This window comes from Pseudarthrobacter sp. KH_020_B (genome assembly GCF_057840185.1).
Genome location: NZ_CM174506.1, coordinates 3,570,615 through 3,586,332, shown reverse-complemented (window position 1 = coordinate 3,586,332; position 15,718 = coordinate 3,570,615). Strand labels below are relative to the sequence as shown.

The window sequence follows — 15,718 nt, the reverse complement described above, 5'->3', positions numbered from 1 at the left end:
TCTGGGTGAGTGTTGCCGGTTGGACCCGTTACTCCGGCCGGCCGACCACCACCTGAGCGGGACTGTGTGTGATGTAGCCGTTGAGCCAGGAAAACAGTGCGCGGACCTTCTGCTGGAATCCGGACAGCAGGGCCAGATGCACCAGGAGCCAGGACACGAAGGCCAGCGGCCCCTGCAGTTGGATTCGCTGGCGCCCGATTTCAGCGACCGCGGCGCCCCTGCCGATCATCGCCATGTATCCCTTGTCGAGGTATTTGAACGGCTGCCGGGCACCGCCAGTCAGGTCCGCATAGATGTTGCCGGCCGCCCACTTCCCGGCCTGCTGCGCGACGGAGCCCAGCTGTGGCAGTGCGGCCCCGGTCGAATCGGTCATGTTGGCTGCGTCGCCGAGGACGTACACGCCCTCGACATCGGGAGCGGTCAGGTCCGGGCGGGCGTCAACGCGTCCTCCTCTTCCCAGCGGCACGCCCGAGCGGGCAAGGATCTCTCCGCCCTTCAGGCCACCGGCCCACACCACCACACGGGTTGGTATGACGGTCCCATCGGCCAGCGTGACGCCGTCGGCCCGCACCTCCGTAACACCAACGCCCAGATGGAGCTGGACGCCGATCTTGGTCAGGCGGTTCCTGGTGTATTCCTGCGACTTCTCCGAAAAGGCATTCAGGACGGTGGGGACCATGTCCACCAAGTGGACGCGGCAGCGGCTGGCGAGCTCCGGCGAGAAGTACTTTGGCACCACAAACTTCACGGTTTCGGCCATGGCGCCGGCGGTCTCCACCCCCGTGGGACCACCACCCACAACGACCACCTCGACGGAGCCGCCAGACTCCCGGTCGGCGTCGTCCAACAGATGGGTCAGTTTGGCTCCCAGCCGGGTTGCGTCGGTGACCGAATACAACGGAAAGGCGTGTTCCTCAGCGCCTGGCGTATTGAAGAAGTTCGGTACCGCGCCCGGCGCGATGACCAGGATCTGGGCCTCGAACGTGTCCCCATCCTTGGTGCTCACGGTCCGGTTGGCTGCATCTATTGCCGCCACTTCCGCGGTGAGCACCCTGACGTTCCGGACGCGCCGGAAGACTGAGCGAAGTGGCCGCGCAATAGCCGACACCCCGATCTGGGACGTCGCCACCTGGTAAAGGAGCGGCTGGAACTGGTGATAGTTGTTGGCGTCGATGAGCAGCACATTGACGCCCTTGCGGCCCAATTCCTTGGCAGCGGTGATCCCGGCGAACCCGGCCCCGACCACGATGACCTGGTAAGTGTCTTCCATCCGAGCAACCTACTCCACCTGAAGCCGGCGCAACAGGGCCTCGCGGTGTTCCCCGTTCCCTTGCCAGCCGGCGTCCGGCCCTCCATGATCATCAGTGGGAGGCGAGGCATGGAGACCATCAACAGCAAGCTCATCAGCTGGGCCTCGATCCTGGACGACAAGACCCGCGAACAGGCGCTGGCCACGTCCACACTGCCGTTTATCTACCCGCACCTTGCCCTGATGCCCGACGCACACCTCGGCAAGGGTGCCACCGTGGGCTCGGTGATTCCCACCCTGCGCGCGATCATCCCGGCCGCCGTCGGTGTGGACATCGGCTGCGGCATGATCGCCGTGCGGACCCAGTACTCGGTCAAGGACCTGCCCAGGGACCGCACACGGCTGCGGGAGGACATCGAACGGGCCATTCCACTCTCGGCGGGCCACAACAACCGGCGGGTCATGGCCACTGCCGAACCGCGCCTGGCCGAGCTCCGGAAGCTGGCGGCGCAGGCCGGGTTCAACCCTGCCCAGTATCTGGCGAAGTGGGAGCTTCAGCTGGGTTCGCTGGGATCTGGCAACCACTTCATCGAGGTCTCAGCCGACGAGACCGACGCCGTCTGGCTGTTCCTGCACTCCGGCTCACGCGGCGTGGGCAACAAGATCGCGCAGCACCACATCGGCGTCGCCCAGCAGGTGACCCGGAAACGCGGGACCAGGCTGCCCGATCCGGACCTCGCATACCTGGAGGAGGGTACCAGCGAGTTCGCCCGGTACATCAAGGAACTGCGCTGGGCGCAACATTTCGCCCTCCTGAACCGCGAGGAAATGATGGACCGCGTCATCGCACAGTTCGGGCACTGGGTGGGCGGCCATGTCAAGGAGCGCGAGCGGATCAACTGCCACCACAACTTCACGCAGCAGGAGACCCATTACGGCAAATCCGTGTGGGTGTCGCGCAAGGGGGCCATCAGAGCCGAGCACGGCGATCCGGGACTTATCCCCGGGTCCATGGGGACGGCGTCGTACGTGGTGGAGGGGCTCGGAAACCCCGTTTCACTGAACTCCTCCCCGCACGGGGCCGGCCGTGAGTACTCCCGCACGGCTGCCCGCAAGACCTTCTCGCTGGCGGAGCTGAAGACGGCCATGCAGGGCATCGAGTTCCGGGCCACCGAGGCGTTCATCGACGAGATTCCGGCGGCGTACAAACCGATCGATGTGGTGATGCGGGATGCCGCAGACCTCGTCAAGGTGCGGCACAAGCTGCGGCAGCTGATCAACGTCAAGGGGGACTGAGCCGCGCGCGGAATGTGACGTTGCATGAACGCGCGTGACCCCCCGTTTCTGCTTCGTTGAATGGGTTTATGTCACTCCCTATGGTGAAACAATGACTAGTTCCAAGCCCGGGATGACCCGCATCGTGGCAGGCGAAAGCGCAGTACCCAAGCGCAAGCGTGCCATCGAGGCTGCCCTGGCGATCGGGCTGGTGTTCCTGATCGCGGCCGGCGCCGTTGTGGCGTCCTCCATCTCCCGTAATACGGCCGCAGAGGCAGCCATCCCGGCGCCCACCCCGGCGGCAGAGCTGAAGCTTGGCTACTTCGGAAACCTGACACATGCCCCCGCCTTGGTGGGGGTGAAGCAGGGCATACTGGCCCGGAACCTGGGCGATACCAAGCTCAGCACCGAAACGTTCAACGCGGGACCTGCCGCGATCGAGGCCCTGAACGCCGGCGCCATCGACGCGGCTTACATCGGCCCGAACCCGGCCATCAACTCGTTTGTCAAGAGCGAGGGGGAGTCCGTCAGCGTCATCGCGGGCGCTGCCGCAGGTGGCGCGCAGCTGGTTGTGCGTCCTGGAATCACGTCCGCGGCCGAGCTCAAGGGCAAAACCCTCGCCTCGCCTCAGCTGGGCGGCACACAGGACGTGGCGCTCCGCGCGTGGCTCGGCTCGCAGGGCTATAAGACCAACGTTGACGGCAGCGGCGATGTCGCCATCAACCCGACAGAGAACGCCCAGACGCTGAAACTGTTCCAGGATGGAAAGCTCGACGGCGCGTGGTTGCCTGAGCCGTGGGCCTCCCGTTTGGTGCTCCAGGCCGGAGCCAAGGTCCTGGTGGACGAAAAGGACCTCTGGGACGGTTTTCTCTCCGGCAAGGCCGGCGAGTTCCCCACCACTGTCCTGATCGTCAACAAGAAGTTCGCCGCCGCGCACCCGGATACCGTGAAGGCCCTGCTGCGCGGCCACGCCGAGTCCGTGGCGTGGCTGAACGATGCACCTGTTGCGGAGAAGGCCAGCGTCATCAACGACGCCCTGCAGGAATCGGCAGGCGCGGCGCTTCCCACCGATGTCCTTGATCGAGCACTGAAAAACGTTGTGTTCACGGTGGATCCGCTCGCCGGAACCTACCCCAAGCTCCTCGAGGACGGGGTGAACGCCGGCACCACCAAGCAGGCGGACATCACCGGATTGTTCGACCTCCGTGCCCTGAACGAAGTCACCGGGACGGCCGAACGCGTCTCCGCCGCCGGCCTCGGCCAGGACTGACCGCCACATACCGCACCACCTACTTAAGGACGGGACCATGCCAGTCGTACTGGAAAACCTGGGCAAGCGCTTCGGCGACGGCGCCCCGGTGCTGGACGACGTCAACGCCACCATCGGCGCGGGCGAGTTCGTTGCGCTCCTCGGTGCGTCCGGCTGCGGCAAATCCACCCTGCTGAACATCATGGCGGGACTGGAGGTCCCGACGTCGGGCGCCCTCGAAGTGCCCAGCGACGGGGCAGCCTTTATGTTCCAGGACGCCGCCCTCTTCCCCTGGCTGACGGCGCGGGAGAACATCGAGCTGGCCCTGAAGCTGCGCGGTGTGGGGAAGGCTGAGCGCAGGATCAAGGCCAACGAGCTGCTGGAGCTGGTGCACCTCGGCGAGGCTGGGGACAAGCGTCCGCATGAGCTTTCCGGCGGCATGCGCCAGCGCGTGGCCCTGGCCCGGGCGCTGTCGCAGGACCGGCAGCTGCTGCTCATGGACGAGCCGTTCGCCGCTCTCGACGCCATTACCCGGGACCTCCTGCACGACGAGCTGGAACGCATCTGGAAGGAAACCGGGCGCACCATCGTTTTTGTGACCCACAACGTCCGCGAGGCCGTGCGGCTGGGCCAGCGTGTGCTGCTGCTGTCGTCCCGCCCCGGCCGCGTGGTCCAGGAATGGGCCGTCACCGAGGAACACCGAACCGACGCCGGCCTGGCCGGACAGCTGACCGGGGTCATCACCGCCCGGCTGCGGGAGGAGATTCGCCGCCATGCCAAATAACCCCACACCCCTCGCCGAGACCACCCCGGTGGCCGAGTCCGAGCCGGAAACCCGCAAAGTCCACGCAGCCCTGACCCGTACCTCCACCGGGCATGAGGACCTGCGGGAGCTCGAGGCCGGACTGGATTCGCTCCAGTCCGACGCCGCACGCAAGCACCGGATCGACTGGAGCCGTGTGCTCCTGCCCGTCGCCGCCCTGGTGGTCCTTGTCCTGGTCTGGCAGTTCTACGTGTCCCTGGGCCTCAAGCGCCGTGACCTGGTTCCCGGTCCGCTCGACGTCCTGGGCCAGATCGGCGCGCTCTGGGGCGAGGCCAAGCTGCAGGAAGCGGTGTGGACCTCGCTGCAGCGCGGGCTGGTCGGGTTCCTGATCAGCGTTGCCATCGCCACGCCGGTGGGGCTGCTGCTGGCCCAGGTTGCGCCGCTGCGCCGTGCCTTCGGGCCGCTGATTTCCGGCCTTCAGGTGCTTCCCTCCGTTGCCTGGGTACCCGCTGCCATCATCTGGTTCGGCCTCACGGACGCCACTGTTTACTTCGTGGTGTTCATGGGCGCCATCCCATCGATCATCAACGGGCTGATCTCCGGCGTGGACCAGATCCCGCCGCAGTACCGCCGCGTCGGCACGGTCCTGGGCGCCAACCGTTTCCAGATGGCAGTGCAGATCATCCTGCCGGCCGCGCTGCCCGGCTACCTCAGCGGACTCAAGCAGGGTTGGGCGTTCTCCTGGCGGTCGCTGATGGCCGCGGAAATCATCGCCGTGGGCGGCACCATCGGGTTCGGCCTCGGCTCACTGCTGGACCAGGGCCGGGTCCTGTCCGACATGACGGTTGTGATGGCCGCGATCCTGCTGATCCTGGCGGTCGGCATCCTGATCGAGCTGCTGGTGTTCGCCCCGATCGAGAAGCGCCTCCTCCGCAGCCGCGGCCTGCTCGCCGGCAGCACGCGCTAAGCAGCGCCCGCTAACCCGGCAGCGCCCTCAAGCCCCCCCAAAACCTGTCAGCAGAGCCCGACGGCGAGTCCCGCCGTCGGGCTTTGCTGCTTCCTCCGCGGCGACGGAACTGGGGCAGTTTGACCCGGACGCGCCGCGGATAGAGCCGGTTCGGGCTTTGATCCAGGCCAATGTGCCCCACGACGGCGGGACAAGGACGTCTGGCAGACTGGCGCCATGACCGTCAGGCACGGCATTTCGGCGTTCCGCTGAGGATGACGAGCCGCGTCACCGCACTGGACTTCCCCCGGAGCTTCACGGACGAGCAGGTCATTAGTAGCCGGACTGGGGCACTTTGACACGGACGCGCCGCGGATTGAGCCTGCGCCCGCCCCCGTCCCCGTCAAAGTGCCCCACGACGGCGGGTCGACTGCGGCACACCCCTATGTGACGCAGGGTTACCTTACGTGAACTGGTGTTTCCGCTGCCGTTGTTGGTGAAACTGCGCGGCCCTACCGTTGATTCATGGCAATTCAGGATATTTACCCCACGGCACTGCGGCTGCTCGGCCGCCCCGTGCTGGTGGTGGGCGGCGGCCCCGTGGCCACCCGCCGCGCCAAGGGCCTGCTCGACGCCGGTGCGCAGGTCACCGTCGTGGCTCCCGTTGCCTCCGCCGCGCTCCGCGAACTGGCCGACGCCGGTCTCCTCACCTGGGCGCCGCGCACTTACCTTCCATCCGACGTCGACGGCGTCTGGTTCGTCCAGACGGCCACCGGCGATCCCGCCGTGGACACCAGGGTGTCGGCCGACGCCGAGGCGCAGCGCATCTGGTGCGTCAACGCCTCCGACCACGAAGCCTCAGCCGCGTGGACGCCCGCCGTCGCAGTAGTGGATGACGTGCAGATCGCCGTGAACGCCGGGGGAGACCCGCGCCGTGCCATGGCCCTGCGTGACGCCGTCGCCACCGCCCTCGAAACCGGGGACCTCCCGCTCCGCCGCCGCCGTGCTTCGGCCGGATCCGTGGCCCTTGTGGGCGGCGGGCCCGGCGACACCGGCCTCATCACCGTCCGTGGCCGCCGGCTCCTGGGCCAGGCCGATGTCGTGGTGGCAGACCGTCTCGGCCCGCGCGACCTGCTCAAGGAACTTGCCCCCGACGTCCGCGTCATCGAGGTGGGCAAGACCCCAGGCCACCATCCCGTGCCGCAGGCCGAGATCAACCGCATCCTTGTGGACGAAGCCCTGAACGGCCATCGCGTGGTCCGGCTCAAGGGCGGCGACCCGTACGTCCTGGGCCGCGGCGGCGAGGAAGCCGAATACTGCCGGCAGCACGGCGTCGAGGTTGAAGTGGTCTCCGGCGTGACGTCCGCAATCTCAGTCCCGGCCGCCGCCGGCATCCCCTTGACGCACCGCGGCCTGGCCAAGGGCTTCAGTGTTGTCACCGGCCATGAGGAACTGTCGGAGGTTCCCGCCCGGGCAGACCACACCATCGTCCTGTTGATGGGTGTGGCAGCGCTTCGCGATTCGGCCTCCGCTCTGGGCAAAGCCGGTCTCCCCGCGGACACGCCGGTTGGTATTGTTGAAAACGGCTATTTGCCGAATCAGCGCGTAACGATCGGCACGCTCGGTTCCATCGCCGACCAGGCGGAAGCCACCGGCGTCGCAAATCCTGCCGTTATTGTGATCGGCGACGTCGTCCGCGTCAGCCCGTTCGCGCCGTCGCACTTCAAGACAGCGGACTACAGCACCACCACCCCGAACAGCCCCCGCACCACCGCAAGAGCCCTCACCACCTAGCCACCCCACCCAACTAACTCGCAGATAACGCACTCAAAAGTCGTTTTGACGACGTTAACTGCGAGTTAGTTGGGCAGGAACGAACAAAAGGAACACAGCCGTGTCATCAAGCACCTCCGTAGGATCTGCCGAGCGTCCGCTGCGCGTTGCCGTCGTGGGCTCCGGCCCGGCCGGCGTCTACGCCGCGGACATCCTCACCAAGAGCGAAGCCGTCAAGAGCGGCGAGCTGACCGTGAGCATCGACCTCTTTGACCGCTACCCGGCACCCTACGGCCTGATCCGGTACGGCGTGGCCCCGGACCACCCGCGCATCAAGGGCATCGTCAACGCCCTGCACAAGGTCCTGGACCGCGGCGACATCCGCTTCTTCGGCAACGTGGACTACGGCACGGACATCTCCATCGAGGACCTCCGCACCCACTACGACGCCGTCATCTTCGCGACCGGTGCCATCAAGGACGCGGACCTGAACATCCCGGGCATCGAGCTGGACGGTTCCTACGGCGGCGCGGACTTCGTCTCCTGGTACGACGGCCACCCCGACGTGTCCCGCGAATGGCCGCTGGACGCCAAGGAAATCGCCGTGATCGGCAACGGCAACGTTGCCCTGGACGTGGCCCGCGTCCTGTCCAAGCACGCCGACGACCTGCTGGTCTCCGAAATCCCGGACAACGTCTATGCCGGCCTGAAGAACTCGCCCGTCACGGACGTGCACGTCTTCGGCCGCCGCGGCCCGGCCCAGGTGAAGTTCACCCCGCTGGAGCTCCGCGAGCTGTCCCACTCCAAGGACGTGGACATCATCCTCTACGCCGAGGACTTCGAGTTCGACGAGGAATCGGACCGCCAGATCCAGACCAACAACCAGACCAAGACCATGGTGGGCACCCTCACGAACTGGATCGCCGAGCAGCCCGAGGACCTCTCCGAGCTCACCGCCTCCCGCCGCCTGCACCTGCACTTCCTGCACAGCCCGGTGGAGATCTACGACGACGCCGCGACGCCGGGCAAGGTTGCCGGCATGAGGTTCGAGCGCACCGAGCTGGACGGCACGGGCAACGCCCGCGGCACCGGCGAGTTCGTGGACTACCCGGTCCAGGCCGTCTACCGCTCGATCGGCTACTTCGGCTCGGCGCTGCCGGAGGTCGAGTTCGACCACAAGAAGGGCGTGGTACCGAACGACGGCGGCCGCGTCCTGGATGCCGCCGGCACCCACATGCCGGGCATCTACGCCACCGGCTGGATCAAGCGCGGACCGGTAGGCCTGATCGGCCACACCAAGGGCGACGCCCTAGAGACTGTCACGTACCTGCTGGAAGACCGCGAAAACCTTCCGGTCGCCGCCGTTCCCGACGCGTATGCCGTCGTCGAACTCCTCGACGCGCGCGGTGTGAAGTTCACCAGCTGGGAAGGCTGGCTGGCGCTGGACGCCCATGAGCTCGCGCTCGGCGCCGCGGCCACGGAGGCCGGCGGATCCCACGGTGTTGAGGTCAAGCGTGAGCGCATCAAGGTGGTGCCGCGCGAGGACATGGTGGCCATCTCCCGCGACGGCGTAGCAGCGAACGTCTAGCTCCGGGCCAGCTCCGCGCGCATCGGCTGGCGACGCGCAAAAAAGCTGGCGCACGCGGTATTCCACGTGCGCCAGCTTTTTTGCGCCTCGAAATTTGCTAAGCGCGTCGGAGGTACGGGAGCTACGCCCGGAGCCACTCCGCGCAGGTGTTCAGGTTCTGGTTGACGCTGGCCACCGCGGCGTCGGCGTCGTGGGCCTCGATCGCGTCCACCAGGGCGCCGTGGCCCTCGTACGTGAGTCCGTCCAGCCGGCCCTTGCGTTGCTGCTTGAGCAGGTCCTGGTGGAACACGTCGCCGAAACTGACGTAAAGCTCGTGCAGCAGCGGGTTTCCGGTGGCCTGGGCGACGCGAGCGTGGAAGTCCCAGTCCGCCCGGGCCCAACCCTCGAAGTCTGCGGCGTTCCAGGCGACCTCCCGGGTGGCGAGCACGGCACGCAGGGCGGCGACGTCGTCGGCCGTTGCGTTCCGGGCGGCGAGCCGCGCTGCCTGGGTGTCCAGGCCCAACCGGACCTCGAGGATGTGCTCGTCCGTGTGGTCCTGGTACATGCGGCGGGCCGCGCCGGACATCTCGCTGGTGGCGCGGACGTAGGTGCCGTCGCCGCGGCGGACCTCCAGCATCCCGCTGTGAGCCAGGGCCTTGATGGCTTCGCGCAAGGTGCCGCGCGAGACGCCCAGGCCCTGCATCAGTTCCGGTTCGGAGGGGATGCGCCCGTCAAGGGGCCACTCGCCGGAGTGGATCATCTGCCGGAGTTTGGCGGTGACCTCGTCGGCGAGGGGCTGGCGGTGTGAGGTGCTCAGGGTCATGGCGTCCTACTTCTTCAGGCCGGACAAGGGTGCACGCGAGATCAGGTGGGCCACCACCACTTGGGCCACGGCGAGGCCCAGCAGGAGTGCTAGGGGAAGGGACCAGCCCCCAGTGCCGCTGAACAGCAGGCCGGCGCCGAAGGGGCCCGCGGTGGCCAGCAGGTAGCCGGTGGACTGCGCCAGGGTGGACAAGGCTGTGGTCTCGGCGGTGCTCGTCCCGCTCCGGCTGATCATCACCATCACCAGCGGGAAAATGCCCAGGCCGAAGCCGAGCAGGACGGTGGGAATGATGGCCAGGCCCACAGGCACCATCAGCAGTGACGCCAGGCCGGCCACCATGGTGATGCTGGCCAGGTACAGCGCTGGCCGGAGCATCCGGGGCCGCGAGCCGATCGCGAGCAGCACCATGCCGGCAGGCACGGAAACCAGCTGCATCAGCCCGTACATCAGGCCGCTGTCCGCTGAGCTGAGGCCCATGCCGATCAGCATCGATGGGAACCAGCTGATCAGCGAGTAGGCGAGCAGCGCCTGCAGGGCAAAGATGGCCGTAAGCAGCTGTCCCTTCCGGGTGCGGAGCAGAGGCCACGGGGAGATGCGGGGTGCCGTGCTCCGGACGCTGGTGCGGTGCGCATGCAGCACGACGGGCAGGAAGCCCACGAAGGCAGCCACCGCCAGGAACCCGATCGCGCCCACTGCGGCGGATGGCGAGCCGAGCGCCAGGGCCAGCGGGACCACGGCGACGGCGGTGACAGTCGCGCCGGTGGTCATGGTGACGGTGTACAGAGCGGTCATAGCCGAGGTCCGGTGGGCAAAATGCTCGCGGATGAACGACGGCATGGCCACGTTGCAGACCGCCAGCCCGGACATCCCCACCACGGTGCCCGCCACCAGCATGCCTGTTGCCGGGATCCCGCGGAGCAGCAGGCCACCCCCCAGAAAACCGAGCGCCAGCAGGATGGCCTTCTCGACGCCGAGCCGTCCGGTCAGCCACGACGTCGCCGCGCCTGCCACCGCAAAACAGAGCGTCGGGATGGACGGAATGATCGCCGCCACCAGCGGCCCGTAGCCCAGGACCTGCTGAAAATCATGGAGGAGGGCAGACGCGCCCGCAATCCCCGCCCGCAGGTTGAGCCCGATCAGCACCAGCGCAATGACACCGAAAACGACGGCGGTGCGCGGCTTGGGCGGCGCGTCGGACAGCGTCGGGGCAGCGGAGGGGGCAACAGTCATGTCTTAACATTAGACGTTAGACGTTTGATGTCTAGGGTTTTGTGGTCAACCTCTCGGCTGTTAATCTGGCGGGCATACAATCGGGCCAGCACAATCTGCTCGGCTCCGGTCTTGGCAGCGGAGAGTTGGTCCCCATCAACGTGGAAGGACGGCCGGTTATGGCTTCGCAGGCAGTCGAGGTCGAAAAGAAGTACGACGTCGGCCAGGACGCCGAGCTGCCTTCGCTCGCGGAGATCCCCGGGGTAGCACGGGTTGGCGAGCCGCACGCTGACACCCTCGAGGCGGTGTACTTCGACACGGAAAGTCACACGCTGGCCTCCCGCGATATCACGCTTCGCCGCCGCACCGGCGGAGTCGACGCCGGCTGGCACCTGAAGCTGACCGCGGAGGGCCCCGGGTCTGGCGAGGGGTCTGGCGACGCATCCGGCGGCTCCGGCTCGGAACCCCGGCGGCGCCGTGAGCTGCACGCCCCGCTGGGCCAGCCCGGCGTCGTTCCTGACAGCCTGTTGGCGCACGTTTTGGCGTACCTCCGCGGCGACGTAGCCGCCCCGGTGGTCCGGCTGGAGACCCGGCGCACCACGTATCCGTTGTACGGCGAGGACGGTGTGCACCTGGCGGACCTGGCGGATGACCGGGTCAGCGCGGAGCTGCTTGGCGCTGCGGACGGCGCGGCCACGCCCGACGGGGAGGCCCGGACGCGCCAGTGGCGTGAATGGGAGCTCGAGCTGGTGCACGGGAGCCCTGACCTGTTCCCGGCCGCGGCGGAAATCCTGGCCGCCGCCGGGGCGCGCCCGGCCAAGCACGGCTCCAAGCTGGCAAAAGTCCTGGCACTGCCCGCCACGGAGGCCGCTGCCGCTGCCGGCCCAAAAAGCCCTGGCAAGAAGGGGCCCGTGTCGGACCTGCTGGCCGCCTACGTCGCTGCGCAGATCCGCGAGATCCTGGCGCACGATCCTGGCGTCCGCCTGGAGGAACCCGAGGCTGTGCACGACCTGCGGTCGGCCACCCGCCGGACGCGTTCCGCGCTCGCAGCGTACCGCCGGCTCTATAGCGCCGTGGCCGGACGGCGCCTCCGGGACGAACTGAAATGGCTCGGCACCGTGCTGGGGTCACCGCGCGACGCCGAAGTGATGCTGGCTCGCCTGCTCGGGCACACGGCCGAACTGCACCCCGGGCTGGCCTCGGCGGTGAAGGACCGGCTGGAAGATGAACTCGGCAACAGATTGAACACTGCCTACCGGAAACTCCAGAAGGCGCTGCTCTCCGAACGGTATTTCCGGCTTCTGGATGACCTGGAGGTTTTCCGTGACCATCCGCCGGTCCGGCCGGAGGGTGCAGCCCCGGCCCGCAAGGCGGCCGGCAAACTGGTGGCCAAAGCAGCCAAAAGGCTGGAGCGCGCAGCCAGGACAGCCAAACGATCACGTAAGGGAACCGAGCACGAGACGGCCCTGCACCAAGTGCGCAAGGATGCCAAACGGCTGCGGTACGTGGCGGAATCGGTGGATCCTGTCCACGGCAAACGTGCCGCGAAAATCGCCAAGGCCGCGCACCGCCACCAGCAGATCCTTGGCGATTTCCAGGACAGTATTGTGGCCCGGGATCTGCTGGCCAAGCTGGCGGCGGCGCCGGACCTGCCCGAGGCCGTCGCGTCGGCCTACGTCACGCTCCATACTCGGCAGGTCCAGCTCGCAGCTGACGCCGAAGCCAGGTACTGGAAGGAACGGAAAAAGTCCCGCAAGGTCCTCCGGGGGAAGATCATCTAGTGCAGCGGCCTACCTGGCCTGCCGGGCTCCGAGCCGCGACACGGCGAGTGCCAGCCACAGCTGCACACGGTCCGCCGTGACCGAAGGATCGTAGCCCGTGAGTTCGGTTATCTGCGCCAGCCGGTAGCGCACGGTGTTCCGGTGCAGGGTCAGGGCTTCGGCGACGGCGGCCACGGACCCGTTGTTGTTCAGGTAGCTTTCGAGCGTGGTCACCAGTTCCGCACCGTGGGCGGCGTCGAACGCGCGCAGCGGGTTCAGCGACTCGTGGGCCATATCGGCCAGGGGAACGTCTTCGCTGGCCAGCAACAGGGAGGTCAGGCTCAGGCGTTCCGGCTCGTTCACCGGCAGCCCGTGGCTGGCCGCATCGCGCGCCTCGAAGTAGCTCCAGCGCAGGCCGTTCGGCTTGGTGTACGCGCCGCCGATCCCGATCGTCGCGTGGATCCCGGCCTCAGCCAGGTGGTCGCTGAGGTTCCTGGCCAGCGCGGGTGCCGCGCCGCCGTCGTCGTTTATCACCACCACCAGGTCCTTCCCGACGACGGCGGCCACCGCGTTCTCCAGCGGCTGCGGCACCGACGTGCTCACCAGGGCCTTGTGATGGGCGGCCGAAACGGCCAGCAGCACCACGTTCTTGCGTGTGCTGTTCAGGCCCACGCCGGCGAGCCGGCGCTGGGCCTCGCTGGTCTCCAGGGCGCCGTGGATGACGTCCTCCAGCACCTGGCCGCACAGGGCGCGCTGGGCCTGGCGCTGCTTGACCATGTTGTTCAGCTCCACGCTGATCAGGTTCTGGGCGTAGCCGATGATGCCGGAATCCTCGAAGGGCTGGCGGACCCAGAGCGTGCAGGCATCGCGGCGGCCGGTGGGGATGGGGTAGGAGGCCCAGGTGTCCGCGGAGGGGAGCTCGGTGCTGCTGTTGTACAGGTGGGCCGTGAACTGGGTGAGGGCAATCTCCGTCCTAAGCATGCCGCCAAGGTGCTTCAGGAGCTGGGTGAGGCCGCCGCCGGTGAGGAGGGCGCGGGCCAGGATCTGGTGGCCCGCGATCAGGCGTTCCAGCTTGGTGACATGGTCAGCGGCCTGCGCTTCCGCCACCAGCTTGCCGATCGCAATGAACGGAGTCTCGTAGGGAACCTGGACGATCGGCAGCCCCCAGCGGTTGGCCTCGGCAATCAGGGCCGGCGGGACGGCGTCGTGCGTCAGTCCGGTCCCGAAGCCGATGCCCACGGCGCCGGCGCGCTGGACTTGCCGGACGAAGCGCCGCTGCTCGGGCGCGGACCGCAGGCGCATGCCGGTGGTGAGCACCAGTTCGCCGCCGCTGAGGAAGCGCTGCGGGTCCTCCAATTCCGTGACGGCAACCCAGTTGATGTCCTCGTGCCAGGTGGTCTCGGCAAGGCCTGCATTGGACAGATGGAGGGAGTGCACGCCGAGCAGCGTGGCGAGGGAAATGGCCATGGCTCAAGGATAGACGGGCGCTGGTCAACCGCACTAAACATTGCGGCCAAGGGTGTGCAGGTGGCTATTCCCCGGGGGGAAGGTGCTGGCATAGGCTCAAGGCAGTCGCAACCATCCGCTTCGCAGCAGATGTCCCCTATGAAAGAGGTTGTACACCGTGGTTCAAACCTTGCAGAACTTCATCAACGGTGAGTTCGTCACGCCCGCGGGCACTGCCCTGCTGGACATCGTCAATCCCACCAACGGCGAGGTAGTGGCACAGTCTCCCGTCTCGGTCCAGGCCGACGTCGATGCCGCCATGGCCGCGGCCAAGGACGCTTTCAAGACCTGGAAGCACGTCACCCCCGGGCAGCGCCAGCTGATGCTTCTCAAGCTCGCCGACGCCGTTGAGGCCAACAGCGACGAACTTGTTGAGGCCCAGCACCGCAACACCGGGCAGGTGCGCAGCCTGATTGCCTCCGAGGAAATTGCCGCCGGCGCCGACCAGCTCCGCTTCTTCGCCGGTGCCGCCCGCATCCTCGAAGGCAAGTCCGCCGGCGAGTACTTCGAAGGCCACACCTCCTACGTGCGCCGCGAACCGATCGGTGTGGTGGCCCAGGTTGCGCCCTGGAACTACCCCTTCCTGATGGCCATCTGGAAGGTCGGTCCTGCGCTCGCCGCCGGCAACACCGTGGTCCTCAAGCCGTCCGACACCACCCCCGAATCCACGCTCGTTCTGGCCCGCCTGGCTGGCGCCATCCTCCCCGCCGGCGTGCTGAACGTCGTGCTGGGAACCGGCGAAACCGGCGCCATGATGGTGGAACACCGGGTCCCCGGCCTGGTCTCCATCACCGGCTCGGTCCGCGCCGGCATCGCCGTGGCCTCCGGCGCCGCGAAGGGGCTCAAGCGCGCCCACCTGGAACTCGGCGGCAAGGCCCCGGCCATCGTGTTCAAGGACGCCGACATCAAGAAGAGCGCCGCGGCCATCGCCGAATTCGCGTTCTTCAACGCCGGCCAGGACTGCACCGCCATCACCCGCGTGCTGGTGGAGGATTCGGTCCACGACGACGTTGTGGCGGCCATGGTGGAGCACACCAAGACCCTGCACACCGGCTCGCAGAACGACGAAGACAACTACTTCGGGCCGCTGAACAACGTGAACCATTTCAACGCCGTCACCTCCGTGGTGGAGCACCTCCCGGAGAACTGCAAGGTTGTCACCGGAGGCCACCGTGCCGGGGACAAGGGCTTCTTCTTCGAACCCACCATCGTCACCGGCGCCAAGCAGACGGACGACATCGTCCAGAAGGAAACCTTCGGCCCGGTCATCACCGTGCAGAAGTTCTCCTCCGAGACGGAGGCACTCGAGCTGGCGAACGACGTCGAATACGCCCTCGCGTCCAGCGTCTGGACGTCCGACCACGGCACGGCCATGCGGATGAGCCGCGACCTGGACTTCGGCGCGGTCTGGATCAACACCCACATCCTGCTCACTGCCGAAATGCCCCACGGCGGCTTCAAGCAGTCCGGCTACGGCAAGGACCTCTCCATGTACGGCGTCGAGGACTACACGCGCATCAAGCACGTCATGAGCGCACTCGACGCCTAAATACACTCCTCCGGTGGTTGAGCTTGTCGAAACCAGATTTCGACAAGCT

General features: G+C 67.3%; 12 protein-coding genes. 8 read left to right on the top strand and 4 right to left on the bottom strand.

All coding sequences use genetic code 11. The features are described from left to right. Positions 1-28 precede the first annotated feature (28 nt). Positions 29-1,270: an NAD(P)/FAD-dependent oxidoreductase gene (locus AC3IT0_RS16605; protein ID WP_489320785.1), complete on the bottom strand. Its 1,242-nt coding sequence runs from the start codon at positions 1,268-1,270 to the stop codon at positions 29-31. A gap of 108 nt (positions 1,271-1,378) precedes the next feature. On the opposite strand from AC3IT0_RS16605, the gene AC3IT0_RS16600 reads away from it, so the two are divergent. The 6 genes from AC3IT0_RS16600 (at position 1,379) to AC3IT0_RS16575 (ending at position 8,843) form a co-directional block, all read left to right on the top strand. Then, positions 1,379-2,545 carry an RtcB family protein gene (locus tag AC3IT0_RS16600; RefSeq protein WP_489320784.1) on the top strand — a complete coding sequence of 389 codons (1,167 nt, stop codon included), beginning with the start codon at positions 1,379-1,381 and terminating at the stop codon, positions 2,543-2,545. Positions 2,546-2,657: 112 nt separating this feature from the next. Further along, entirely contained in the window at positions 2,658-3,794 is a 1,137-nt protein-coding gene (locus tag AC3IT0_RS16595) for an ABC transporter substrate-binding protein (RefSeq protein WP_489323827.1), read from the top strand. A gap of 37 nt (positions 3,795-3,831) precedes the next feature. Next, positions 3,832-4,557 (top strand): ABC transporter ATP-binding protein, encoded by a 726-nt coding sequence (locus tag AC3IT0_RS16590; RefSeq protein ID WP_058931590.1) that lies wholly within the window; start codon positions 3,832-3,834, stop codon positions 4,555-4,557. Continuing rightward, the gene (locus tag AC3IT0_RS16585; protein ID WP_489320783.1) at positions 4,547-5,503 is read left to right on the top strand and encodes an ABC transporter permease; all 957 of its coding nucleotides are present in this window, start codon (positions 4,547-4,549) and stop codon (positions 5,501-5,503) included. The genes AC3IT0_RS16590 and AC3IT0_RS16585 overlap by 11 nt, the downstream gene beginning before the upstream one ends. Before the next feature lie 504 nt (positions 5,504-6,007). Then, positions 6,008-7,276, top strand: a complete 1,269-nt coding sequence (cobA, locus tag AC3IT0_RS16580; RefSeq protein ID WP_489320782.1) for a uroporphyrinogen-III C-methyltransferase — start codon at positions 6,008-6,010, stop codon at positions 7,274-7,276. Positions 7,277-7,376: 100 nt separating this feature from the next. Beyond that, positions 7,377-8,843, top strand: coding sequence for an FAD-dependent oxidoreductase (locus tag AC3IT0_RS16575; RefSeq protein ID WP_489320781.1), 1,467 nt, complete (start codon positions 7,377-7,379; stop codon positions 8,841-8,843). Positions 8,844-8,964: 121 nt separating this feature from the next. Here AC3IT0_RS16575 and AC3IT0_RS16570 read toward each other — a convergent pair whose 3' ends face one another. After that, entirely contained in the window at positions 8,965-9,645 is a 681-nt protein-coding gene (locus tag AC3IT0_RS16570; RefSeq protein ID WP_489320780.1) for a FadR/GntR family transcriptional regulator, read from the bottom strand. Positions 9,646-9,651: 6 nt separating this feature from the next. After that, positions 9,652-10,875 carry an MFS transporter gene (locus AC3IT0_RS16565; RefSeq protein ID WP_489320779.1) on the bottom strand — a complete coding sequence of 408 codons (1,224 nt, stop codon included), beginning with the start codon at positions 10,873-10,875 and terminating at the stop codon, positions 9,652-9,654. A 158-nt stretch (positions 10,876-11,033) separates the two neighbouring features. On the opposite strand from AC3IT0_RS16565, the gene AC3IT0_RS16560 reads away from it, so the two are divergent. Next, complete coding sequence (locus tag AC3IT0_RS16560; RefSeq protein WP_489320778.1) at positions 11,034-12,635, top strand: CYTH and CHAD domain-containing protein; 1,602 nt, start codon at positions 11,034-11,036, stop codon at positions 12,633-12,635. 9 nt (positions 12,636-12,644) lie between these two features. Here AC3IT0_RS16560 and AC3IT0_RS16555 read toward each other — a convergent pair whose 3' ends face one another. Beyond that, positions 12,645-14,081, bottom strand: coding sequence for a PucR family transcriptional regulator (locus AC3IT0_RS16555; protein WP_489320777.1), 1,437 nt, complete (start codon positions 14,079-14,081; stop codon positions 12,645-12,647). Positions 14,082-14,238: 157 nt separating this feature from the next. Here AC3IT0_RS16555 and AC3IT0_RS16550 point away from each other — a divergent pair, with 157 nt between their 5' ends. Continuing rightward, on the top strand, positions 14,239-15,669 hold the full coding sequence (locus AC3IT0_RS16550) for an aminobutyraldehyde dehydrogenase (RefSeq protein WP_489320776.1): 1,431 nt from the start codon (positions 14,239-14,241) through the stop codon (positions 15,667-15,669). The last annotated feature ends 49 nt before the right edge of the window (positions 15,670-15,718 follow it).